The organism is Microbacterium pygmaeum, from assembly GCF_900100885.1.
GTDB lineage: Bacteria > Actinomycetota > Actinomycetes > Actinomycetales > Microbacteriaceae > Microbacterium > Microbacterium pygmaeum.
This window is the reverse complement of sequence record NZ_LT629692.1, coordinates 1,123,505-1,145,086: the sequence shown is the minus strand read 5'-3', so window position 1 is coordinate 1,145,086 and position 21,582 is coordinate 1,123,505. Positions and strand designations below refer to the sequence as shown.

Below are 21,582 nucleotides of genomic sequence, written 5' to 3'. Positions count from 1 at the left end.
CGCTCCAGCGTACGTGTGAAAAGATTCTCGAATGCCGACTCTCACCCCTGCCCTGGTCACCCGTTCCTCCGGCGAAGCGTTCGAGCGCGACACGATCGAGCGCCGCGACCTCGGTGCACACGATGTGCTGATCGACATCGCCTACGCGGGAATCTGCCACTCCGACATCCACCAGGCGCGCGAAGAGTGGGGCGGAGCGATCTTCCCGATGGTGCCCGGTCACGAGATCGCCGGCATCGTCCGCGAAGTGGGCGCGGAGGTCACGAAGCACGCGGTCGGGGACCGCGTGGGAATCGGATGCTTCGTGGACTCGTGCCGGGAATGCGAGAACTGCCTTGCCGGGGAGGAGCAGTTCTGCCTCAAGGGCAACGTCGCCACCTACAACGGCCGGCAGTACGACGGGACGCCGACATACGGCGGATACAGCACCCAGATCGTCGCCGACGAGAACTACGTGCTGCGCATCCCCGAGTCCATTCCGCTCGATGTCGCCGCGCCGCTGCTGTGCGCCGGCATCACCACGTACTCGCCGCTGCGCCACTGGGGTGCCGGGCCCGGCAAGCGCGTCGCCGTGATCGGCATGGGCGGCCTCGGGCACATGGCCGTGCAGATCGCGCACGCGATGGGCGCCCACATCACGGTCCTCTCGCGCACCCTCGCCAAGGAGGCCGAAGGCCGCGAGCTCGGCGCGGACGACTATCACGCCACAGCGGACCCCGCGGTGCTCCGGTCGCTGCGCGGCACGTTCGATCTCATCATCAACACGGTCGGCGCGGACATCGACGTCGACCGGTACCTCTCGACCCTGCGACTGGACGGCGCGCTCGTCTTCGTCGGCCTCCCGGAGAATCGGCAGACTTTTCGGGTGTTCTCGCTGACCGGCGCACGTCGCTCCCTCGCAGGATCGAACATCGGCGGCATCCGCGAGACGCAGGAGATGCTCGACTTCTGCGCCGAGCAGGGCATCGCCTCCATCATCGAGACGATCTCCGCCGACGAGGTGACCGCGGCATACGACCGCGTGGTCGCGGGCGACGTGCGCTACCGGTTCGTCATCGACACGGCGACGATCCCCACGTCCTAGCCCTGTCCGGATCGGCTCGGCCGGACTAGGGTCGGGCTGTGAAGCGAATGTGGCCGTACCTCATCGCCGGACTGGTCCTCGTCGCGCTCGGGCTGGTGTGGACCCTGCAGGGGCTGAACATCCTCGGCGGATCCGTGATGAGCGGCTCGTCGCTCTGGGCGATCATCGGCCCGATCGTCTTGGTCGTGGGAGTGGTACTGATCGGCATCGCCGTCGGGATCGCGCTCCGAGCGCGCCGAGGACAGGACTGACCGGAATCCGGCCAGCGAGGCAGGAGCCAGACGGCGACGCCCCCGCACGGACGCACCCATTTCGACGTCTTCGTGCCCGCCGATCAGGCTCGCGCGAGGGTTGTGGCGGCACTCGCCGCGGGCGCGACGTCGTGGACGGACACCTACGGGTGATCTCCCGCACCCCGAGCGTCACGAGGGTTCAGACCGGACCCGAACTGTCGCAGGGCCGCGAAGGCGATCTCGTGCAGCGGTCCGGCATGCGAGCCGGCACCGGACCGCTCGTCGCGATACGACAGCAGCACCACCATCCAGGTCGCGAAGATCGCCGCCGCCTTGGTTCGAGGCACGACTGAACCGTGTCCGGCTCGTTCAGTCCCGGCGAAGTGCTCGGTCAGCACATCCTGAGCGCGCACCCAGCTCTGCAGGACATGTCCAGGGATATCGAGATTGCTGCTCGCGAACAGCTCGATGATCGGGTGGGGGCCACCCATCTCATCGAATGTCCGGTTGTCGACCTTGCCCTCTGCATCCAGGACCGCGTATGCGCGGGCGACCGCCGCATCGACGTCCTCGCCCGGGGGCCCCGCGCAGATCGCGGCCACGAAGTCATCGATCCAGTCGTCGAAGTAGGCCAGCAGAATGGCGGCTTTCGATTCGAAATGCAGGTAGACGGTCCGTGCCGCCACACCGGCCGCCGCGCTGATGTCGCGGATGGATGTCTCGTCGTAGCCGCGCGTCTCGAAGAGGTCTGATCCTGCCCGCACGATGCGTTCGCGCGTGGCGGCGCGACGCATCGCTTGGGTCGCCGGGCGCACGATCTCCACGGAATCAGCCTAGCCATCCGAAACTGCACTCGTTGCACTACATACTGCAACGAGTGCAGTATGTGTCTATGATTCCGATGGATGCGGCGGCGCGAAGGAGGGGGCCGCGGCTGGGGGCGCGCCGTCGCATCCGTTCCACAACGGTCGTCGTCGCTCTACTGGTCGCGGCCGCGCAGTGGACTGGCTGCACCGCCGCGCCTGATGATGCCGCTTCACCTGATGACGGTGCCGCGTCGGATGCAGCGGTGCCGCCGTCCCAGGAGGCGTCAAAGGGCGACATCCATGAGGTGGATCTCGGCGACGGTCGGACCCTCTTCATGACGTGCGCCGGCTCCGGCGAACGGACGGTCGTCCTCGAGTCGGGGTATCACGAGTCGTCGGACATCTGGATGCTCACCGAAGACGGCGCAGACCGCTCCGTGTTCGAGCGTCTGGCCGATCGCTACCGGGTCTGCGCCTACGACCGTCCCGGGACGCTCCTGCTGACGGCGGATGCTCCCGCCGTCACGGATCGGAGCACACCGGTGTCGATGCCGCGCGCAGGAACTGCCGTGATCGACGACCTGCACACCGCCCTGGCGAGGAGCGGAGAGGAAGGACCGTACCTCCTCGTCGCCCACTCCATGGGCGGACTCCTCGCTCGCCTGTACGCGCAGACCTACCCGCAGCACCTCGACGGCGTCGTCTTCGTCGACGCCTTCCCGGTCGAGATGCCGGCCCTGCTCGGAAAGAAGTGGAAGGCGTACGCCACGGTTCTGAACGCCACGGGGGGCGGATCCAGCCAGGGCTACGAATCCATCGACGTCGAAGGCACGATCGCGTCCATCGAGGCCTCCGATCCGTTCCCCGACATCCCGATCGGCGTCATCTCCAAAGATCTGCCGTTCGCGGGGCTCCCCGCCGATCCGGTCGGTTTCACCGCTGAGGACCTGGAGAACGCGTGGGCGGCAGCGCAACCGCACCTCGTCGCCCTGCGCCCGGACACCCCGCACCTGATCGCGACCGGGAGCGATCACTACATCCACGTCCGGCAGCCGGATCTCGTCGAAGCCATGGTCGACATCGTCGCCGGGCGCAGCGTCCGATGACGTCCTGTTCGCCCCGCAGAGAGGAACCCCCGTGTCTGGATCCCGTCGCATCGCTGCGCTGGCAGCCTCAGCCCTGCTGGCGCTTCTTGTCGGATGCTCCGCCCCGGCGCCCGATCCGTCGCAGGCAGCGCCGCCTGCAACCGATGCGCCACCGACCCTCGACGATGCGACGAGGGCGCGGTTGGAGGAGGGCTTCGTGGCGGCGGTCGACGCATCGGGGATGCCGGGGGCCGCCATCCTGGTGCGCATCGGAGACGAGATGTGGGAATCGAGCACCGGCGTGGGCGATGTACGAACGCAGGAGCCGTTCGATCCGGGCGCGGTGGTGCGGATCGGGAGCGTGACGAAGACGTTCGTCGGCACGGTCGTTCTGGAACTGATCGACGACGGCGCGCTGTCGCTCGATGACACGCTGGAGGAGTTCATCCCCGGCGTCACGAACGGCGCCACCATCACGGTCCGAAATCTGCTGAACATGACCTCGGGTGTGTGGGAGTTCACCGGCGACGCCGATCTCATGGGCCGCTGGAGCGCCGACCCTCTCCTGTCGTGGACGGTGGACGACACGATCCAACTCCTGAAGGACAAGCCCGCCCAGTTCGAACCGGGCGCGAAGGTGATCTACACCGACTCGAACTACATCCTGCTCGGCCGAATCGTCGAACTGGTCACGGGCTCGACGTTGCCAGAGCAGGTAGCCGAACGCGTGCTCGAGCCCTTGGGACTGATGAGCACCGCGATGCCGTCAAACGCGGAGACCGGCCTCCCCGACCCGCATCAGCAGGGCTACCGTCCCGCCGGAGACGGACCGACCGGTCCCGACATCGACCTTTCGCCGATCAGCGATATCAACCCCCAGGTGGCCGGGGCGGCCGGCTCGATGACCTCGACCCTCGGCGACCTCGCGACCTGGTCGGTCGCGCTCGCGGATGGCGATCTGCTGAGCCCCGAGCTGCAGTCCGCACGAGTCGACACCGAGTTCCTCGACGGCTCCAACCTGGAGTACGGACTGGCCCTGCAGCGGTTCGGCGACTTCATCGGCCATGGCGGCGCGATCTTCGGCTACAACACCACCATGATGCGGTTCCCCGAGGCGGACGCGACCATCGTCGTCGTCGGCAACGGCTCGTCTAACGGCTCCAGCGGCACCCTCGACGTCTTCGCGGTCGTCCTCCAAGACCTGTTCCCCGAGCAGTTCGAGGGGCTGACTTCCTAGCGCTTGCCTGCGGTCGCCTCATCCCGTCACCCGCGGCGACGCTGCTGCACAGCTTTGCGTGACCTCAGTTCTTCCGCAGGTCCTGCGCGAACATCACGAGAATCCCGCTCGGGCCGCGGACGTACGTGAGCTTGTAGACGTCCTGGTAGTTCGCGACACCGCGCAGCGGCAGGCAGCCGTGTGAGGCCGCGATCGCCAGCGCGGCGTCGATGTCGTCGACCGAGAAGGCCACGCGGTGCATTCCGATCTCGTTCGGACGCGTCGGCTCGGTCTCGATGGCCTCGGGGTGGATGTACTCGAAGAGCTCGAGCGTGCCGTGGCCGTCGGGTGTCTGCAGCATCGCGATACGGGCATGGTTGCCGTCCAGCCCGACGGCCGTATCGGTCCATTCCCCGCTGACCTCGTCGCGGCCGATGATGCGCAGCCCGAGATCGGTGAAGAAGGCGATCGTGGCCTCGAGGTCGCGCACCGCGATGCCGACGTTCTCCAGCGCGATGGCCATGTCAGCCCAGTCGCCGGTAGCGGATGTGGGTCGCCAGCGGGGAGTGCAGCACCTCGACCGGCTCGAACCCGAAGGATCCCGACCCATCGAAGATCCGCTCACCCGACCCCAGCAGCACCGGCGCGATGTCGAGCGTCAGCTCGTCGATCACACCGGCGGCGAGCGCCTGGCGCACCGTGGCGGCACCGCCGGCGATGTCGACGCCCGCATCGCCTGCGGCCTCACGTGCTCGGGCGTACGCGGCATCGAAGCCGTCGGTGACGAAATGGAAACTCGTCCCACCTTCCATCTCGATCGGTTCGTGGGCGTGATGGGTGAGGACGAACACCGGCGCGTGATACGGCGGCTCTGCGCCCCACCACCCCTGCCACTCCTGGTCCCATTCCCCGCGGATGGGGCCGAACATGTTGCGACCCATGACGTAGGCGCCACGGGGTCGCATCAGCCACCCGTTCGCGATGTCATCGGCCTCGGTGGCGCGCGGGTCGCCGATGTGCCAGGTGTGCACGGCGATCCCCCCTCTGCCGAGCGGATTCTCGAGGCTCTGATCGGGCCCCGCGACGAAGCCGTCGACCGAGACCGACATATGGCAGGTGGTGTCCGGCATCGGCGGGGTCCTCCTCGGATGAGTGCGATTCGAGCTCAGGTGCCGCAATCTACCCGAGGCTTCCGACCACCGCGATGCCCTCCCTCACACCGCAACCGCCGCGCGGTGCTCGAGGAACTCCCCCCACGTCTGCCAACCGCGGTCGGCGTCCGGCCCCGCGAGGTTCTTGCCGGAGCGGTAGGCGCGACCGACGGCGCCGGGCAGTCGCACAGGGAGCCGTGCGCGTCCGCGCAGCCGGTAGGCATCCGCGTAGGCCGCGGCGAGCCGGACGATGTCGAGCACCTCCGGACCGGCGAGGTCGGCAGCGCGACCGACCGGTTCCCCAGCCGCCAGCTGCACGAGCCGCGCGGCGACCTCGTCCACGCTGACCGGCTCGAATCGCAGACCGCCCGGGGCGATCAGCAGCGGCATCCGGCGCAGCGTCGTGATCACCGGGACGACGAAGTCGTGCAGCTGGGCGACGCGCAGCACCGTCCAGGGCACGCCGGACCCGGCCACGGTCGCCTCAGCCGCCGCCTTCGCGCGGAAGTAGCCGATCGGCATGCGGTCGGCTCCGATCACCGAGATGAGCAGCAGGTGCCGCACCGATGCCCGCCGGGCGGCGGCCACGACGTTCTGCGCGGCGACGTCGTCGCCTCGTGCTCCGCCGGCGAGGTGCAGCACGACGGAGGCGCCGTCGAATGCCGCATCCAGGCCGATGTCCTGCACCGTGTCGCCCGTGCAGTGGCGAACGCCGGCGGAGTCCTCGCCCCCACGGCGGCTGAGCACGCGAACCGCCGACCCGGTCTCACGCAGCAACGGCACGACCCGACGGCCGATGGTGCCGGTGCCTCCGGTCACCAGAATGGGTTCATGCATGTCGGTCTCCTTCCTGTCACACACGCGGTCGCGCGCTCGTCATGTTCATGACGGATGAGCGCGAGGAGATGTGACATGACGGATGCTGACGAGCTCGCCGCGAGGTTCGATGCGCAGCGGCCGCGACTGAGAGCGATCGCGACCCGGCTGCTCAGATCGGATGCCGAGGCCGATGACGCCGTGCAGGAGACGTGGCTGCGCCTCGCGCGGGTCGCGTCGAGCGAGATCGTCAACCTGGACGCGTGGCTGACGACGGTCGTCTCGCGGATCAGCCTCGACGTGCTGCGTGCGCCGCGGACGACGCGTGAGCGGGCGTGGGACGTCTCGCCGTGGCGGGACGAACCCGTCGCCGCGGAGGCCGACCCGGCAGACGTCGCGGCACAGCACGAACGGGTCTCGGTCGCGCTGCTCGTCGTGCTCGAGCAGCTCAGCCCCGCGGAGCGGGTCGCCTTCGTCCTGCACGACGTGTTCGGCCAGCCGTTCGAGGAGATCGCCGTCGTGCTGGAGAGATCTCCGGATGCCGCCCGCCAACTCGCATCCCGCGCGCGGCGGCGGGTCCGCGGCGCTTCCGAGCCGGAGGCACTCGGACGGACGCGTTCGCGCGCCGTGATCGACGCGTGGCTGGCGGCCGCGACGCGCGGCGATTTCGCGGCACTGCTCGGACTGCTCGATGAGGGCGCCGTCCTGCACGCCGATTTCGGGTCGAGCACGCAGGTGATCGAGGGCCCCGACGAGATCGCCGCGCAGGCGGTCATGTCGGCTCGGCTCGCCGCGCACTCCGTGGGCGTCCTCATCGACGGGCAGCCGGGTGTCGCAGCGGTGCTGAGCGGTCGGGTGGTCTCGATCATGGCGTTCGAGATCGCCGCCGGCCGGATCCTGCGACTCGACGTGCTGGCCGATCCGGCCCGCCTGACGGGCCTGGACGTCCTGCCCACCGCGTAGCGTTGAGGCGTGGAGGAACACGGACTCGCACGATCCCGCGCATCGACCTTCGTGGTGTGCGCGACGCTCGCGCTCGCGCTCGTCGGCTGCGGGGCATCCGTTCCGTCGCCGACGCCCACCTCGAACCGCACGACGTCTCCCGCTGTCACGTCGTCGCCGGAGACGACCGCCCCGGCGGATGCAGCAGCGGTCTTTCCCGTGGGCGAGCCGCGCGAGATCGCGACCGGCCTGTCCGCACCCTGGTCGATCGTGTTCGTGGGCGACTCCGCGCTGGTGAGCGAACGCGACTCCGCGCGCATCCTCGAGCTGCCCGCCGGCGGCGGCGTCCGCGAGGTGGGCGTCGTCGAGGCCGTGCAGGCGCGCGGCGAGGGCGGGCTGCTCGGACTCGCCGTCGACCAGGACCGTCGGTTGTACGCGTACTCGACAGGCGGGCAGGGGAACCGCATCCAGCGCTTCGCCCTCACCGGGACCGGCGGATCGTTCACGCTCGGCGCCGCCGAGACGATCCTCGACGGCCTCCCGTCGGCCGGAAACCACAACGGCGGGCGCATCGCGTTCGGGCCGGACGGCATGCTGTACGCCGGCGTCGGCGATGCGGGGTCGCCGCAGAACGCGCAGGACCCCGGTTCGCTGGGCGGCAAGATCCTGCGGATGACGCCGGACGGCGGCATCCCCTCCGACAATCCCGATCCTGCCTCGCTGGTCTACAGCAGCGGCCACCGCAACGTGCAGGGACTCGGCTGGGCACAGGACGGCACCATGTACGCGAGCGAATTCGGCCAGGACACCTGGGACGAGCTCAACGTCATCGTCGCGGGCGGGAACTACGGCTGGCCGGATGCCGAGGGCACCGCCGGCGCCGCCGGCTTGATCGACCCCGTGCTGCAGTGGCGTCCCGACGAGGCGAGCCCGAGCGGCATCGCCGTGGTCGCCGGCAGCGTGGTGATCGCGAACCTTCGCGGCGAGCGCCTTACCGTCGTGCCGATCAGCGATCCGTCGACCGCCGCCGCCTCGTACGCAGGAGAGTACGGGCGGATCCGCGATGCCGTCCTCGCGCCGGACGGCACACTGTGGTTCGTCACGAACAACACGGACGGCCGAGGGGATGCGCGCGAGGGCGACGACCGGATTCTGAGCGTCGGGCTCGCCGGCTGATTCGCCGGGCGCTTTCCGGCCGTAGTGTCTCCTTTTCCGCCTCGATCGACAAGCCCCCGTCGCGTGGCGGACCCGAACGTAGCCTTCGAGTTCCTCCTCCACTCGAACGAAACGGCCCCCTCATGTCCAAGCGCAACACACTCGTCCGCTCCCTGCACGATCTCGGCCTCGCGACCTGGTTCGGCGGGTCGCTGATGGGCGCGGTGGGCCTCAACGGCGCGACGGCTCAGGCCGATTCACCGCAGGAGCGACTCACGCTGTCCTCGATCGGGTGGGCACGATGGGCGCCGGTCCAGATCGCCGCCATCGCCCTCCACGGTGTCGGCGGGATCGGCCTGATCCTCGGGAACAAGGAGCGCATCGCCGCCGACCCCGGTACGCGGATCAACACCATCGTGAAGTTCGCGCTCACGGCGGTCGCCGGCGGGGCGACGCTCTACTCGGCGTTCCTCGGCGCGAAGATCGCCAAGAACGCCGATCAGCCGACGGAAGGCGTCACCGAGCCCGCTCCCGGCACCTCGAGCGAACTGGCCTCCGCTCAGAAGCAGCAGCGCATCGTGCAGTGGGTTCTTCCGGCGGTCACCGGCGTCCTGATCGTCCTCGGCGCGCAGCATGGCGAGCAGCAGCGTCCGCTGGCCGGCCTCCTGCAGCGCTTCGGTCGCTGAGCCGTTCTCCGGCGCCCCTGATCCGGCTCAGGCGCGCAGCGCCAGGACGAGCGGCAGGACTGCCGTCGCGCCGGCCCGGCGCAGTTCTCGGGCGGCGACGGTGAGGCTCCAGCGACTGTCGGCGAGGTCGTCCACGAGCAGGACGGGTCCGGGTGGGATGTCGAGCTCTGACGCATCGAACCGGTCCCACAAGCCCGCCAGTCGGTACACGCTGTTCCCGCCCGGATCCCCGGTCGGCCCGCCGTTGCGGGTCGGCAGGGTCCCGAGGTATTCGAGCCGGCCCACCTCGGCGAGCGTGCGCGCGAGCGACTGGATCAGCAGCGGCCGATGACGCGAGGGCATGGCGAGCACCGACACCGGTCGCTGCTCCCAGCCCCAGTCCGCCAGCACCCGGATCGCCGCGTTCCGCAGCGCCGGATCGATCTCGGCGTCGGGTGCGCCCGCGCCGTCGAACAGTGTGCGCAGCGCGCCGCCCCAGCCCAGGTCGGTCAGCCGCGCGAGGGCGCGCCCGGTTTCCGCGCGCTCGCCGACCGCGATGCGGCCGGTCAGCGGGATGCCGAGGCTCGATCCGCCGGTCGGCCACTGCGCGCGCGGCTCGATCGGCACGCCGACGCGGTCCAGCGACGAGTCAGCGGATGCCACCGCGTCCTCGGCGACGCCCGTCGAATACCACGCACCCGCGCAGTTGTCGCATCGCCCGCAGGGCGCCGCGGTGTCGTCGTCGAGTGTGCGCTGCAGGTACTCCATGCGGCATCCGCTCGTCTTCTCGTACTCGAGCATGTGCTGCTGCTCGGCCACGCGCGCCGCCGCGATGCGCTCGTAGCGCTCGGCGTCGTAGGTCCACGGCACGCCGGTCGACACCCACCCGCCCCGGACGCGGCGCACCGCCCCGTCGACGTCGAGGACCTTCAGCAGCAGCTCGAGCGGGGTGCGTCGGATGTCGACGAGCGCCTCCAGCGCGGGGGTCGACAGCGGCTCAATCCCGAGCTCGGCGATGACGCGCTCCGCGCGTTCCTGCGTCGGCATGGACGCCGTGGCGAAGTAGCGCCAGATGTCGGGATCTTCGGGACCGGGCAGCAGCAGCACGTCGGCGTTGTCGGTGGCGCGACCGGCGCGACCGACCTGCTGGTAGTACGCGACCGGCGACGAAGGCGCGCCGAGGTGGATGACGAACCCGAGATCGGGTTTGTCGAAACCCATACCGAGGGCGCTCGTGGCCACGAGCGCCTTCACGCGGTTGTCCTTGAGGAGCGCCTCGGACTCCTGGCGCTCATCGGTGTCGGTCTGGCCGGTGTATGCGCGCACGTCGTGACCGGCTTCTCGGAGCAGGCGCGCGACATCCTGCGCGCCGCTGACGGTGAGGCTGTAGATGATGCCGGATCCCGGCATCTCGCCGAGGTGGGTGAGCAGCCAGGCGAGCCGTGCGCGGGCATCCGGCAGGCGGAGGACGCCGAGACGCAGGGATGCCCGAGCCAGCGGACCCCGGATCGTCACGACGTCCACGTCGTCGGGGCCGGTCTCGCCGCCCGCGAGCTGCTCCTCGACGTCGGTCACGACACGGCTGTTCGCGGTCGCGGTGGTCGCCAGGATGGGGATGCCGGGCGGCAGGCGCCGGATCAGGTCGCCGAGACGCCGGTAGTCGGGCCGGAAGTCGTGACCCCAGTCGCTGATGCAATGGGCCTCGTCCACCACCAGCATCCCCATCCGCTCCACGAGGGCGGGCAGCTGCTCGTCCCGGAACGCCGGATTGTTCAGCCGCTCCGGCGAGAGCAGCAGCACGTCGACGTCGTCGCCGCGCAGCCGGTCGAGCAGCTCCGGCCATTCGTGTGCGTTCGTGGAGTTGATCGCGACGGCGCGAACCCCCGCGCGCTCGGCGGCCGTGATCTGGTCCCGCATCAGTGCGAGCAGAGGCGAGACGAGCACGGTCGGGCCGGCGCCGCGACGGCGCAGCAGCAGCGTGGCGACGAAATAGACGGCCGACTTCCCCCAGCCGGTCCGTTGCACGACGAGCGCGCGGCTGTGGTCATCGACGAGTGCTTCGATGGCCTCGAACTGCCCCTCGTGGAAGTCGGCATCCTCGCGCCCCACCAGGACCCGAAGGATGCCGCGTGCCGCCTCGCGCGTCTCGTCGCTCATCCCGTCGAGTCTGTCAGCATCCGCCGACAGCGCCGGTGGGGCCTCAGACGAATCCGAAGAGCGGCGGGAACGCCACCACGACGATCACCGCCCAGACCAGGTACACCGGCAGGTAGCCGGTCTGCCAGCGCTCCAGGTGAGCCGGCGAAACCTTCCGGCGTACGATCCGCAGGAGCAGCCACGCCGACCAGGCGAGGTTCACCAGCAGGAGCAGGTTCAGGCCGAGCGAGGCGACCTTGTTCGCGCTGAAGCCGAAGGCTCCGATCCGTGCCAGCATCGCGATCAGCACGATCGCGTCGACGATCAGCGCGCTGGTCACCATCAGCAGCTGGAGCCGCTCGAACCAGCCGGCCGAACGGCTCGGGTCCCGCGCGGAGAGCGAGTACAGCAGCAGTGCCAGCACCACCACGAGGACGACGTCGAAGATGATCAGCAGATCGCGGCTGCCGAGGAACGAGACATCGTCGCCCGCATCCACGAGATTCCACTGCACGATCGCGGCGACGATGAGGGCGAGGAGCATCGCGGTGAACAACGGTGTGAACAGCCGCGTGAGCACGGGGGCGATGTTCTCGATCACGCTCTGCTTGGCATCCACGAGCGCGGCGGCAACCACGACCGCGCCGGCTGCTCCGCAGGGGACGAGCCATTCGAGCACGGCGATCGAGGCATCCACTCCCACCGCCGCGAACACCGCGATGGTCAACCCGACCAGCACCGCGCCGCCGAGCGCGATCAGGACGAAGTACACGAACCATTCGCCGGTGAAGCGGATGAAGTCCATGCGCGCGGTCTCGAACCGCCAGGACGACCCGGCGGAGACGAGTCCGACGCCGAGCCACAGCACGACGAGTGCATGGCCCGCCGCGAGGATCATCGTCATGCCGTCCGCCGCGAACGGGTAGAGGTTCACAACGAGAGCGGTCCCAGCGAACACCGCGGCGACGACGACGACGATCCGCATCGCGGGCCTGCGGCTCCACACGACGTACGCCGCGAGGAACGGCAGCACGAGGAGCCCGATGTTGAGGGCGTAGAAGCCCGGATCGTTCCCCGGCGTCACGCCGAACAGCGCCGGGAGCTTCACGGCGATCGCCGCGCCGAGCGCGATACCCGCGACCGCCAGCATCCTCGTGCGACGCTGGCTCACCGATGCCGACTCGTCGGCCGTCAGCTGCTTCCACAGGCGATCGGAATGCTCGCGGGCGTACTCGCGCGAGACCCGGTCGATACTGCCGATGCGCTTGATCGCGACCAGGAAGGCCTCATCGTCGGAGAGACCGGCGTGGCGCAGATCCTCGACCTGATCACGCAGGTGCCCCTCGAGTTCGTCGACGTCGGGCCCGGAGACGGCGGGACGACGCCGCAGGTAGCCGGACCACTCCGCGATCTGCGCCTCGAGCTGGGGTTCCGGGTCGGTCATGCTCGCGCTCCCGACGGCAGGGCGCCGGATCCTCCGACGAGGTCGGCCGAGTCCCGGGCGACCTCGGCGGCCCGCTTCCACACCTTCTCCAGCGCGTCGCTCATGACGCTCCACTGTCGGCGCTGCTCGGCGAGCGCCGCGCGGCCGTCGTCCGTCAGTCGGTAGTGCTTGCGCCGACGGCCCGAGTCGGAGGCCCCCCACTCCGTGCGGACGTAGTCCAGCCGCTCCAGGCGGTGCAGGAGCGGGTAGAGCATCCCGTCGCTCCAGGCGAGATCGCCGCCGGAGAGCTGGGACACGCGCTGGAGGATGGCGTAGCCGTACGAGTCGCCCTCGGCGAGGATGCCGAGCACGAGCGGGGTCGCGGCGGCCGCGACCAGATCCTTGCCGATGTGCACGGCGCCTCCTCGGCGTTCGGATACCTAGAACATCTAGGTACATAGAACCACAAGGTATGCGGTTTGCCAATCGCAGACGGTCAGGTCGAGCGGCGCACCCCGCCGCGGAAGAACCAGCGCCGCCGCGGAACCGGCGGCGGGGTCGCATCGGATGCCGCGGAGGGGCGAACCGCGGCATCCTTCCGCTCCCGCCACTCCTCCAGCCGTTCGTCGACGTCGACGGTCGGCGTGATCACCGGCGGCCCGCCGAGCAGCTGGCGACGCGCCTCGATCACGCGTCGGTTGAAGTCCTCGAGATGTTCGCGCACCTCGCTCTGGCTGCGCAGGCCGTCGAGCGTGGCGTCCAGCGCGGCGTATTCCGTGCGCAGCAGCAATGCCGGCGGTCCCAGCCCGGTGAGGTTCTCGCGCTCGATCTTGCGGCGGATCCACCAGTCCGGGTCGTGCGTGGCACTGAGCCCCGGAATGGGTTTGCCGGCGCCGGGCAGATCGTCGAACTCGCCGCGCCGGATCGCCTGCTGGATGGCGCTCTCCACGATGGCGGCCCGTTCGGCCGCGGTGAAGATGCGCGTGTCCTCGGGCGCCGCCTCGGGTTCCTCGCCGCGCTCGCGCGCCTCCCTGTCGAGGCGATATCGCATCGCGGCTTCCCGGCTGTCCGCACCGCCGTCCATGAGTCTCGCCGCACCTCCTCGCGCGCCTGCGCGCGCCCTGCTTCGAGGCTAATCGACCGCCGCAGGCGCGGATCGGTGAGCACTCTCGCGCCGCGGCATCCTTCGTGCAATACTTTACCCTGTGGTAAACCGATCCGATCGACTCACTCGGCTGTACGGCGCGATCGCAGACCCGACCCGCCGTGCGATGCTCGACGCACTGCGGGCCGGACCGCGCACGGTCACCGAGCTCGGCTCGCCGTTCGGGATCACGATGGCCGCCGTCGGCAAGCACATCACGACCCTGGAGGCGGCCGGGCTGATCCGCACCGCGAAGCGCGGGCGGGTGCGCACATGCACCGCCGTTCCCGCCGGCCTCGACGAGGCCGAGGAGTGGATCCGCCGCCAGCGCGACTTCTGGAACGCCCGGCTCGATGCGCTCACCGCACACCTGGAAGGGGAATCATGACCTCACTGACCGTGACCCGCACCCTCGCGGCCTCGCCCGCCCGCGTCTGGCGCTCGTGGACGGATGCCGCGGAGCTGTCCACCTGGCTCTGGCCGCCGTCCTTCGACACGACGTGCGAGATCGACCTGCAGGCCGGCGGACGCTTCCGCATCTCGTCGCAGAACGCCGGCATGGCCGTCGGCGGCGAGTACCTCGAGATCGACGAGCCGTCGAGGTTGGTCTTCACCTGGCGATGGGATGGCGAGGAGGAGGACACCCTCGTGACCGTGACGTTCGAGGCATCCGGATCCGGCACCGTGCTGGGGGTGCGACACGAACGCTTCACGAGCGCGGAGAGCTGCGCCAGCCACGAGCAGGGGTGGAACGACTGCCTCGACCGACTGCCCGCGCACCTCGCGTCCTGATCCCTCGGACGACGAACGCCCCGGTGCGTGGACCGGGGCGTTCGATTCTCGGCGCGGGGCTTACGCCTCGCTCATCGCGGTGACCTCGACCTGACCCTTGGCGGCGTAGTACGCCGCGCGCGCGGCATCCTTCCGGGCCTGCTCGATGTAGCCGGCGTCCAGGATGTCCTGGTCGACCTCGACGCTCTCGACGTGGTTCACGCCGTGGTACTTCTCGATGTACGCATCCAGCTCGGGGCCCGAGGTCCACGACGTGATGAGGTTGTAGCGCGGCTCGGTGCCGATGTGGGTGGTCGCGTGCCAGAGGCGCTGGGTGTCGATGATGAGCTGCGCGCCGGCCGGCAGCGCGATGCGGACCTCGCCCTGAGGGTCGGTGCGGTTCTCACGCAGGACGAAGAAGCTGTCCTTGTCGTCGGTGAGGTTGAAGAAGCCGCGGACGACCCATCCGGTGCCGTCCGGGTTCAGACGGTTGTTGTCGTCCTGGTGCAGGTTGTAGAGGGTCTCGCCGTACGGAGTGGGCTGCAGCTCGATGACGCGGCAGCGACCGACGTTCGCGCCGGGCTCCTGCGCGCGACGGGCGAGGTTGGGGGCCTTGGCGACCTGCGACTCGATCCAGACGCCGTCCTTGTCGGTGCGCGGCGGCTTGTGGTTCCAGAATCCGTTGCACTCGATGTCGCCGAAGGCGCTCGCGAGCGGGGCGAACCGGGTGTCGCCGGAGGACTTCCAGTCGTTGTACTCGATGTCCAGCCACTCTTTCGGATCGAGCGCCTGGTTGTAGCTGTCGAGGACGACATAGCCGGTCTCTTCGAGAGCGGCGGACTTGATGTAACCCATGACGAATCATGCCTTTCGTAGGGGGCCAGCACGTTTTAACAGGCCCGACTTAGGCAAGCCTACCCCCGGGTTTCCCGCCCTCCCGGGTGTCGGAATCGACGTCGACTAGGATCGAGCGCGGTGCGGACGGACGGGGACGAAGCGGACTGATGAGCACGGCGACGAACATCGAAGCGACCGCAGTGGGGACGGTGTCGTGGCTCTCCGCACCCGAGACGACGATCGTCGTGCCGGTGTACCAGCGCCAGTACCGGTGGGACATCGGGGCGTGCGAGCAGCTGCTGACGGACATCCGTGCGGTGAGCGATTCGGACGGCCGCCACATGCACTTCATCGGCTCGATCCTCTCCAGCGCGAGCCCCTCCGCCGATTCCGACGAGCTCGTGCTGATCGACGGCCAGCAGCGGATCACGACGTTGATGCTCCTCGTCGCGGCGCTGCACCACACGGTTCGAGGCGATGATCCCGAGCTCGCGGCCGAACTCGAGCGGGTGCTCGTGCGCGCCGACGATCCGGATCGCACCAAGCTGCGCCCGCACAGGGCATGGGCGTCGGTCTTCGAGAGCGTCGTGCTGGATCGGAGAGCGGATGCCGGTGCGGTGCGCGAATCGCGCTTCGACGACAACTACGCGTTCTTCCGCAGCCAGATCGGTCGCGATGAAGCGCCGCGCATCTGGGCCGGGCTGCAGAAGCTCGAGCACGTCTCGATCACCCTCGGTGCGGGCGCCAACGCCCAGCAGATCTTCGAGAGCCTGAACTCCACCGGCGAGCCGCTGCGCGACCACGAGCTCATCCACAACTACGTCCTGATGGGGCTCACGCACGCTGAGCAGAGCGAGATCGAAGACGCGTTCTGGCTCCCGATCGAACAGAACACCGGGGAGTCGATCGGCAGCTTCTGGCGCCACTACCTCGTGATGCGCACCGGCCGCGAGGTCGCCGTGGCCGGCGAGCGCGGGGTGTACGCCGCGTTCCGCAGCGAGTTCCCCCGCCTCGACCTCGAGGCGCTGCGCGCGCAGGCAGCCGAATGGAAGGAGTACTCGGAGATCTACCGGGTCCTCCTGCAGCCCGCTCACGCTCAGGCGGCCGAGATCGCCCGGCAGCTGGCGTATGTGAACACGTTCGGCCGCGAGACGTATCCGCTCGTGATGAGGGCATATCGCGACGTCGCGACCGGCGTCGCCGGCGAGGCGTCTTTGATCGAGACGCTGGAGTACCTGCAGTCGCTGCTCCTGCGCCGGACCGTCGTGGGGGTTCCGACCGACCGGCTCATCGCGCGACTCTGCCGGGCGCGCGCCGAAGGACCCGCCAGCCTGGAGAAGGCGATCAGTCGCATCATGCCGTCGGATGAGCGGGTCCGCATCGCGCTGAAGTACGGCGAGCTGCCGCATCCGTCCTACGTCCTCGGCCGCATCGCGGGGCTGGACAGTCTCGCCGACGTGGGGGTCGAGCACGTCTTCCCCCTCGCTCCCGGCGACGGATGGAGCGGCGACGGCGACCGCGAGTGGGCGGACTACACCGACGACGAGCAGAACAGCCATCGCGCGCTCGCCAAGACCCTTGGCAACCTCGCGCTGCTCGAGGACGGCCTGGCGCTGCGGGCTCTGGACCGCTCGTTCCCGCAGAAGCGGGAGGTGTACGCCAGGAGCGACATTGCACCGACCGCCGCGCTGGCCGGGATCGGATCGTGGGGCACGGCGGCGATCGGTGCGCGCACCCTGGAACTCACCGAGCGATTCCTGCAGGTCTGGCAGCACCCGCCGCGGGTCCTCATCGACGACGACGGCCTCACGCCGATCCTCGATGCGCAGCGGCGTCGCGGGTGGCCGCCAGGCTGGCAGCGCGAGTTCGAATACGTCGAGTATCGAGGCGAGCACTGGGAGGTCTATGACGTCCGCTCCCTCTTCAACCGGATCTTCAAGCGGCTGTGGGCCGAGTCCCGCGAGCGCGTCATCGCTTACAACAACCGCCGGGGCGGCCCGATCTACACCGCGCAGGCGTGGAACGGTCAGTGGGACGCCCTCGATGACACGCACTTCCTCTACATGGGCTGGGATTCGAAGTACATGCTGACCGCCGTGCAGGGCCTGCTCGAGGAGGCCGGCATCGCCGCCGAGGTGTTCGTGAAGTACTCCTACATCGGAAACGCGATGGCTTAGGCTGAGCGCGCGAGGACGAACGGGAGGCTGACGGTGATCACTGCGATCGACGCCCTCCTGCGTGTGCTGCTCACGACGCTCGGCGCTGCTCCGGTCATCCACGGCGGCGGCAGCATGACTGCCGTGGCCGTCGCGCTGTTCGCGACCGCGCTGGTCGCGCTGCTGCTCTGCGCCGGCCGTGCCCCGTCGTCGACGCAGCTGTCGCTGGTGCGGCCGCGTCGCGCGATCGACGTGTCGGCGCTGCTCGCGCAGAGTGATCCGGATGCCGCGGGCCACGCGCGCCCGCGAGCTCCGGTTGTCGCGGCTTCGGCCGCGTAACCCGTCCGAGCGTCTCCTCTCCCCTGCGGGAGAGTTCATCGTCGCCCGCCCGGGAAGTCGTGGCCGCATCGCGCCCACCCCTTCCTGCTTCTGAACGGACGACCCATGAATGTGCTCGATCTCCCACCCCTCGCCGCGATCCTCGATACCGCCTACGGCATGCTTCTGGAGCTGATCGCCCTTCTCGAACCCCTCGCCGGCACCGCGGCCGCCACGGTTGCGGTCGTCCTCGTCACTCTGCTGGTGCGCGTCGCGCTGATCCCCGTCGGCATCTCGCAGGCCAAATCCGAGCAGACCCGTGCCCGGCTCGCACCGAGACTGCGCGATCTGCAGCGCCGGTTCGGGAAGGACCGGGAGCGTCTGCAGCACGAGACGATGAAGCTGTACGCCGACGAGAAGGCTTCGCCGTTCGCGGGATGCCTGCCGCTGCTCATCCAGGCTCCGATCGTCGGAGTGATCTACGCGCTGTTCCTGCACCCGGCGGTCGCCGGCCACGCGAACGCGCTGCTGAGCGAGACGCTCCTCGGTGTGCCGCTGGGGACGAGTCTCGCGTCGGCGATCGCCTCCGGCGCCCTCGGGATCTCCGGCGCGGCGGTGTTCGGCATCCTGCTCATGGCGCTCGTGGTCGTGGCCGAGATCACGCGGCGATGTTTCCGTCCGCCGGCGGTGGCGCCCGACTCCAGCGCCGGCCCCTCGCCGCTGTCGTCCCCGCAGGCGATGAACATGATGGGCTTCGCACAGTTCGCGACCGCGGTCGTGGCGATCTTCGTGCCGCTGGCGGCCGGCCTGTATCTGATGGTCACCGTGACCTGGACGCTCGGGCAGCGCCTGGTCTTGCGCCGCCGGTACCCACTCCCCTGACCTGGCCGGGCCCGACCTGACCTGACCTGACCTGACCTGACCTGGCCCGGCCTGGCCTGGTAGCCCCTTGACTTGACCCAATCGGCCCCTTCCGCGGCTCGGGAAGGGGCCGATTGGGTCAAGTAGGAAGAGCTGACGAGCCGCTCAGGGATGCAGCGCGTGCCGACGCTCCAGCGCAGCGCCCTCCACGTCGACGTTGGGGAGGATCCGGTCCAGCCACTTCGGAACCCACCAGGCGCTTCTGCCGAGGACGTGCATGATCGCGGGCATCAGCAGCATCCGGACGACGAACGCATCCACGAGGATCCCGAATGCGAGCCCGAATCCGAGGGAGCGGATGATCGTCGACTCGGAGAAGATGAACCCGCCGAAGACCGCGATCATGATGAGGCCGGCGGCCAGCACCACCGAGCGACCCGCGCGGAAGCCCTGGGCCACGGCGAGCCTCGCCTCCGACCCGTGCACGTACGCCTCGCGCATCCCGGAGGCGAGGAACAGCTGGTAGTCCATCGCCAACCCGAACAGGATGCCGATGAGGATGATCGGCAGGAAGTTCAGGATCGGCCCGGTGGCGTGGATGCCGAGGAGATCGGCGAACCAGCCCCACTGGAAGACCGCGACCAGCGCTCCGTACGTCGCGAACAGCGACAGGATGAAGCCGCCGGTGGCGATCACCGGCACCAGCAGGGAGCGGAACACCACGATCATGATCAGCAGCGACAGCCCCACCACCACCGTCAGGTAGATCGGCAGGATCGAGGTCAGCCCTTCGGAGATGTCGATGTTGATCGCCGCCTGACCTGCCACGCCCAGCGGCCCGTCCACTCCGGCAGGCTCGAGCTCGCGAAGCGAGCGCACCAGCGTCTCGGTGGACACGCTGTTCGGTCCGTCGGCGGGCACGACCTGGAACGCGGCCAGTTCCCCGTCATCGGACACCGCGATCGGCGCGACCGCCACGACGTCGTCGAGATCGCTGATGGATCGCGCGATCTCGAGCTGCTGCGCGACGACGTCCTCGTCGGAGAGCCCGGACGGCAGGTCGGCTGTCACGAGGATCGTACTGTTCGCGCCCGCGCCGAATGCGTCCTCGGTGATCGTGAAGGCGCGGTACGAGGCGGATTCGACCGGTTCCGACCCGCCGTCGGGGAGTCCGACGCGCATCGACAATGCCGGGATGGCGACGACCAGGAGCGCCGCGATGGCGACGACGATCGTCAGCACCGAGCGCAGCGTCGACATCGGGCGAATGGGCTTGGTACGCAGCACGGAGCGCTCGCGACGGCTCGCGCGCGTCGGCTCAGCGGGTGCGCTCGCCGGCGCGGCATCCGCCCGCACGATCCGAGCCCGCGCACGGCGACCGAGCACGCGCTCCCCGACCATGCTGAGGAGGGCAGGCGTCAGGCTGATGGCGATCAGCACGGCGACGGCGACGCAGACGGCGCCGGCGGTTCCCATCAAGCCGAGGAATGGGATGCCGGTGACATTCAGTGCCAGGAGGGCGACGATCACCGTGGTGCCGGCGAAGACGACAGCGTTGCCGGCGGTGCCGTTGGCCAGGCCGATGGATTCGTCGACGTCGAGTCCCTGCAGAAGCTGCTTGCGGTGCCGGTTGATGATGAACAGCGAGTAGTCGATGCCGACCGCCAAGCCCAGCATCACACCGAGCACCGGGGTGACCGAGGCCATCTGCACCACGCCGGAGAAGGCGAGCACGCCCAGGACGCCGATCGCCACGCCGACGATCGCGGTCAGCAGCGGCAGCGCAGCGGCGATGATGCTGCCGAGCATGACCAGCAGCACGACGCCGGCGATGACGACGCCGATCGCCTCTCCGACACCGAGGATCTGCGGCACGCCTTGGGCGATCTCGGTGGAGAAGGCCACCTCGATGCCGTCGATCGGCTCGGCGGTGAAGTGCTCGACGACCGCCTTCTTCGACGCGGGTGAGAGCTCGAGTCTCGGCTCGGTGAAGCCGATGTTGACGAGCGCGGTCGAACCGTCTTCGGAGACGAGCCGGATCCCCTTCGCCAGATCGAGCAGCTCGGCGCCCTGTTCGAGCGTCGCGCTCTGAGTCTCGAGCTCCCCGGTCGACGAGTCGATCTGCGCCTGCTGGGCGTCGAGCTGCGCCTGTCCGGCCTCCAGCTGCGCCTGCTGCGCGTCCAGAGCGGCCAGCTGCTCCTCGGGCGCGCCGGCGGCCTCCGCCTGAGTGCGGGCCGCGTCGAGCTGAGCCTGCCCGGCCGTCACGTCGGCCTGTGCGGCATCGAGCTGAGCCTGTCCGGCCTCCAGCTGCGAGCGCCCGTCGTCGATCTGGGCGCGACCGTCCTCGATCTGCTGGGCGCGATCGGCACGCTCCCGCTCCGTCGCGAAGGGGTCGTTCACGGTCGCGACGTCGGGAAGGTCTCCGGCATCCGCCACCATCGCGCTGATGGCGGCCTGCTGGTCGGCGCTCAGGGCGGAACCGTCTTCGGTGCTGAAGACGACCGTTCCGGCTGCGCCGCTGAAGTCGGGCAGCTTCTCGGCCAGTTCGTCGGTCACCTGCGACGAGGCGGTACCGGGGATGTCGAAGCTCGTGGCGAGCCCCTTGAACCCGATCGCGAATCCCACCCCCGCGACCAGGAGGACCACGATCCAGGTCGCGATCACGGTCCAGACGCGTCGAGCCGCGAATTTGCCCAATCGATACAACAGCTCGGCCATCGTGTCCCCCTCAATGCAACGCGTCCATATTACGCAACGGTGCGTCTCGCTGATTACGATGGCTC

22 protein-coding genes are annotated in these 21,582 nt (G+C 69.4%); 12 read left to right on the top strand and 10 right to left on the bottom strand.

The features are described from left to right. Positions 1–31: 31 nt before the first annotated feature. Entirely contained in the window at positions 32–1,084 is a 1,053-nt protein-coding gene (locus tag BLT19_RS05250; RefSeq protein WP_091487333.1) for an NAD(P)-dependent alcohol dehydrogenase, read from the top strand. A 47-nt stretch (positions 1,085–1,131) separates the two neighbouring features. Then, a complete protein-coding gene (locus tag BLT19_RS05245; protein ID WP_091487331.1) occupies positions 1,132–1,335 on the top strand; it encodes a hypothetical protein in 204 nt (67 codons plus the stop codon). 143 nt (positions 1,336–1,478) lie between these two features. Here the strand turns inward: BLT19_RS05245 and BLT19_RS05240 are convergent, their stop codons facing one another. Then, positions 1,479–2,141 (bottom strand): TetR/AcrR family transcriptional regulator, encoded by a 663-nt coding sequence (locus BLT19_RS05240; protein WP_157681763.1) that lies wholly within the window; start codon positions 2,139–2,141, stop codon positions 1,479–1,481. 245 nt (positions 2,142–2,386) lie between these two features. On the opposite strand from BLT19_RS05240, the gene BLT19_RS05235 reads away from it, so the two are divergent. Continuing rightward, a complete protein-coding gene (locus BLT19_RS05235) occupies positions 2,387–3,229 on the top strand; it encodes an alpha/beta fold hydrolase (protein ID WP_157681762.1) in 843 nt (280 codons plus the stop codon). 31 nt (positions 3,230–3,260) lie between these two features. Next, positions 3,261–4,445 (top strand): serine hydrolase domain-containing protein, encoded by a 1,185-nt coding sequence (locus BLT19_RS05230; protein WP_091487322.1) that lies wholly within the window; start codon positions 3,261–3,263, stop codon positions 4,443–4,445. Between the two features lie 64 nt (positions 4,446–4,509). Here the strand turns inward: BLT19_RS05230 and BLT19_RS05225 are convergent, their stop codons facing one another. The 3 genes from BLT19_RS05225 to BLT19_RS05215 form a co-directional block, all read right to left on the bottom strand. Continuing rightward, a complete protein-coding gene (locus BLT19_RS05225; RefSeq protein WP_091487320.1) occupies positions 4,510–4,947 on the bottom strand; it encodes a VOC family protein in 438 nt (145 codons plus the stop codon). Position 4,948: 1 nt separating this feature from the next. Continuing rightward, positions 4,949–5,554 (bottom strand): dihydrofolate reductase family protein, encoded by a 606-nt coding sequence (locus tag BLT19_RS05220; RefSeq protein WP_091487318.1) that lies wholly within the window; start codon positions 5,552–5,554, stop codon positions 4,949–4,951. 84 nt (positions 5,555–5,638) lie between these two features. Continuing rightward, a complete protein-coding gene (locus BLT19_RS05215; RefSeq protein WP_091487316.1) occupies positions 5,639–6,412 on the bottom strand; it encodes an SDR family oxidoreductase in 774 nt (257 codons plus the stop codon). Positions 6,413–6,487: 75 nt separating this feature from the next. Between BLT19_RS05215 and BLT19_RS05210 the strand changes: the two genes are divergently transcribed. The 3 genes from BLT19_RS05210 (at position 6,488) to BLT19_RS05200 (ending at position 9,174) form a co-directional block, all read left to right on the top strand. Next, the gene (locus BLT19_RS05210) at positions 6,488–7,354 is read left to right on the top strand and encodes a sigma-70 family RNA polymerase sigma factor (RefSeq protein WP_091487314.1); all 867 of its coding nucleotides are present in this window, start codon (positions 6,488–6,490) and stop codon (positions 7,352–7,354) included. 9 nt (positions 7,355–7,363) lie between these two features. Then, entirely contained in the window at positions 7,364–8,509 is a 1,146-nt protein-coding gene (locus BLT19_RS05205; protein WP_231917804.1) for a PQQ-dependent sugar dehydrogenase, read from the top strand. Between the two features lie 122 nt (positions 8,510–8,631). Continuing rightward, complete coding sequence (locus BLT19_RS05200; protein WP_091487311.1) at positions 8,632–9,174, top strand: hypothetical protein; 543 nt, start codon at positions 8,632–8,634, stop codon at positions 9,172–9,174. A gap of 27 nt (positions 9,175–9,201) precedes the next feature. On the opposite strand, the gene BLT19_RS05195 is transcribed toward BLT19_RS05200, so the two are convergent. The 4 genes from BLT19_RS05195 to BLT19_RS05180 all read right to left on the bottom strand — a co-directional run bounded on the left by BLT19_RS05195 (position 9,202) and on the right by BLT19_RS05180 (position 13,763). Continuing rightward, positions 9,202–11,310 (bottom strand): RecQ family ATP-dependent DNA helicase, encoded by a 2,109-nt coding sequence (locus BLT19_RS05195; protein WP_091487308.1) that lies wholly within the window; start codon positions 11,308–11,310, stop codon positions 9,202–9,204. Between the two features lie 43 nt (positions 11,311–11,353). Beyond that, positions 11,354–12,733: a permease prefix domain 1-containing protein gene (locus tag BLT19_RS05190; protein ID WP_091487306.1), complete on the bottom strand. Its 1,380-nt coding sequence runs from the start codon at positions 12,731–12,733 to the stop codon at positions 11,354–11,356. After that, positions 12,730–13,128, bottom strand: a complete 399-nt coding sequence (locus BLT19_RS05185) for a PadR family transcriptional regulator (RefSeq protein WP_091487303.1) — start codon at positions 13,126–13,128, stop codon at positions 12,730–12,732. The genes BLT19_RS05190 and BLT19_RS05185 overlap by 4 nt, the downstream gene beginning before the upstream one ends. An 80-nt stretch (positions 13,129–13,208) precedes the next feature. Next, positions 13,209–13,763 (bottom strand): DnaJ family domain-containing protein, encoded by a 555-nt coding sequence (locus BLT19_RS05180; protein WP_231917803.1) that lies wholly within the window; start codon positions 13,761–13,763, stop codon positions 13,209–13,211. Positions 13,764–13,917: 154 nt separating this feature from the next. Between BLT19_RS05180 and BLT19_RS05175 the strand changes: the two genes are divergently transcribed. Together BLT19_RS05175 and BLT19_RS05170 are read left to right on the top strand one after the other, a co-directional pair. After that, on the top strand, positions 13,918–14,244 hold the full coding sequence (locus BLT19_RS05175; protein WP_091487298.1) for an ArsR/SmtB family transcription factor: 327 nt from the start codon (positions 13,918–13,920) through the stop codon (positions 14,242–14,244). Further along, positions 14,241–14,648, top strand: coding sequence for an SRPBCC family protein (locus BLT19_RS05170; RefSeq protein WP_157681761.1), 408 nt, complete (start codon positions 14,241–14,243; stop codon positions 14,646–14,648). Before BLT19_RS05175 ends, BLT19_RS05170 begins: the two co-directional genes overlap by 4 nt. Positions 14,649–14,708: 60 nt before the next feature. On the opposite strand, the gene BLT19_RS05165 is transcribed toward BLT19_RS05170, so the two are convergent. Further along, entirely contained in the window at positions 14,709–15,482 is a 774-nt protein-coding gene (locus tag BLT19_RS05165; protein WP_091487295.1) for a hypothetical protein, read from the bottom strand. 149 nt (positions 15,483–15,631) lie between these two features. On the opposite strand from BLT19_RS05165, the gene BLT19_RS05160 reads away from it, so the two are divergent. The 3 genes from BLT19_RS05160 (at position 15,632) to BLT19_RS05150 (ending at position 18,820) form a co-directional block, all read left to right on the top strand. Further along, the gene (locus BLT19_RS05160) at positions 15,632–17,641 is read left to right on the top strand and encodes a DUF262 domain-containing protein (RefSeq protein WP_091487292.1); all 2,010 of its coding nucleotides are present in this window, start codon (positions 15,632–15,634) and stop codon (positions 17,639–17,641) included. A gap of 33 nt (positions 17,642–17,674) precedes the next feature. Next, positions 17,675–17,959, top strand: a complete 285-nt coding sequence (locus BLT19_RS05155) for a DUF6412 domain-containing protein (RefSeq protein WP_091487290.1) — start codon at positions 17,675–17,677, stop codon at positions 17,957–17,959. Positions 17,960–18,064: 105 nt separating this feature from the next. Next, a complete protein-coding gene (locus BLT19_RS05150) occupies positions 18,065–18,820 on the top strand; it encodes a YidC/Oxa1 family membrane protein insertase (RefSeq protein WP_091487287.1) in 756 nt (251 codons plus the stop codon). A gap of 144 nt (positions 18,821–18,964) precedes the next feature. Here the strand turns inward: BLT19_RS05150 and BLT19_RS05145 are convergent, their stop codons facing one another. After that, positions 18,965–21,517: an MMPL family transporter gene (locus tag BLT19_RS05145; RefSeq protein ID WP_091487284.1), complete on the bottom strand. Its 2,553-nt coding sequence runs from the start codon at positions 21,515–21,517 to the stop codon at positions 18,965–18,967. Positions 21,518–21,582: the final 65 nt, after the last annotated feature.

Bases quoted from the DNA above. Each gene is read 5' to 3' on its own strand.
- BLT19_RS05250 (WP_091487333.1), top strand. From the start codon at position 32: ATGCCGACTCTCACCCCTGCCCTGGTCACCCGTTCCTCCGGCGAAGCG.
- BLT19_RS05245 (WP_091487331.1), top strand. From the start codon at position 1,132: ATGTGGCCGTACCTCATCGCCGGACTGGTCCTCGTCGCGCTCGGGCTG.
- BLT19_RS05225 (WP_091487320.1), bottom strand. From the start codon at position 4,947: ATGGCCATCGCGCTGGAGAACGTCGGCATCGCGGTGCGCGACCTCGAG.
- BLT19_RS05220 (WP_091487318.1), bottom strand. From the start codon at position 5,554: ATGCCGGACACCACCTGCCATATGTCGGTCTCGGTCGACGGCTTCGTC.
- BLT19_RS05215 (WP_091487316.1), bottom strand. From the start codon at position 6,412: ATGCATGAACCCATTCTGGTGACCGGAGGCACCGGCACCATCGGCCGT.
- BLT19_RS05210 (WP_091487314.1), top strand. From the start codon at position 6,488: ATGACGGATGCTGACGAGCTCGCCGCGAGGTTCGATGCGCAGCGGCCG.
- BLT19_RS05200 (WP_091487311.1), top strand. From the start codon at position 8,632: ATGTCCAAGCGCAACACACTCGTCCGCTCCCTGCACGATCTCGGCCTC.
- BLT19_RS05195 (WP_091487308.1), bottom strand. From the start codon at position 11,310: ATGAGCGACGAGACGCGCGAGGCGGCACGCGGCATCCTTCGGGTCCTG.
- BLT19_RS05190 (WP_091487306.1), bottom strand. From the start codon at position 12,733: ATGACCGACCCGGAACCCCAGCTCGAGGCGCAGATCGCGGAGTGGTCC.
- BLT19_RS05180 (WP_231917803.1), bottom strand. From the start codon at position 13,763: ATGCGATATCGCCTCGACAGGGAGGCGCGCGAGCGCGGCGAGGAACCC.
- BLT19_RS05170 (WP_157681761.1), top strand. From the start codon at position 14,241: ATGACCTCACTGACCGTGACCCGCACCCTCGCGGCCTCGCCCGCCCGC.
- BLT19_RS05165 (WP_091487295.1), bottom strand. From the start codon at position 15,482: ATGGGTTACATCAAGTCCGCCGCTCTCGAAGAGACCGGCTATGTCGTC.
- BLT19_RS05160 (WP_091487292.1), top strand. From the start codon at position 15,632: ATGAGCACGGCGACGAACATCGAAGCGACCGCAGTGGGGACGGTGTCG.
- BLT19_RS05150 (WP_091487287.1), top strand. From the start codon at position 18,065: ATGAATGTGCTCGATCTCCCACCCCTCGCCGCGATCCTCGATACCGCC.
- BLT19_RS05145 (WP_091487284.1), bottom strand. From the start codon at position 21,517: ATGGCCGAGCTGTTGTATCGATTGGGCAAATTCGCGGCTCGACGCGTC.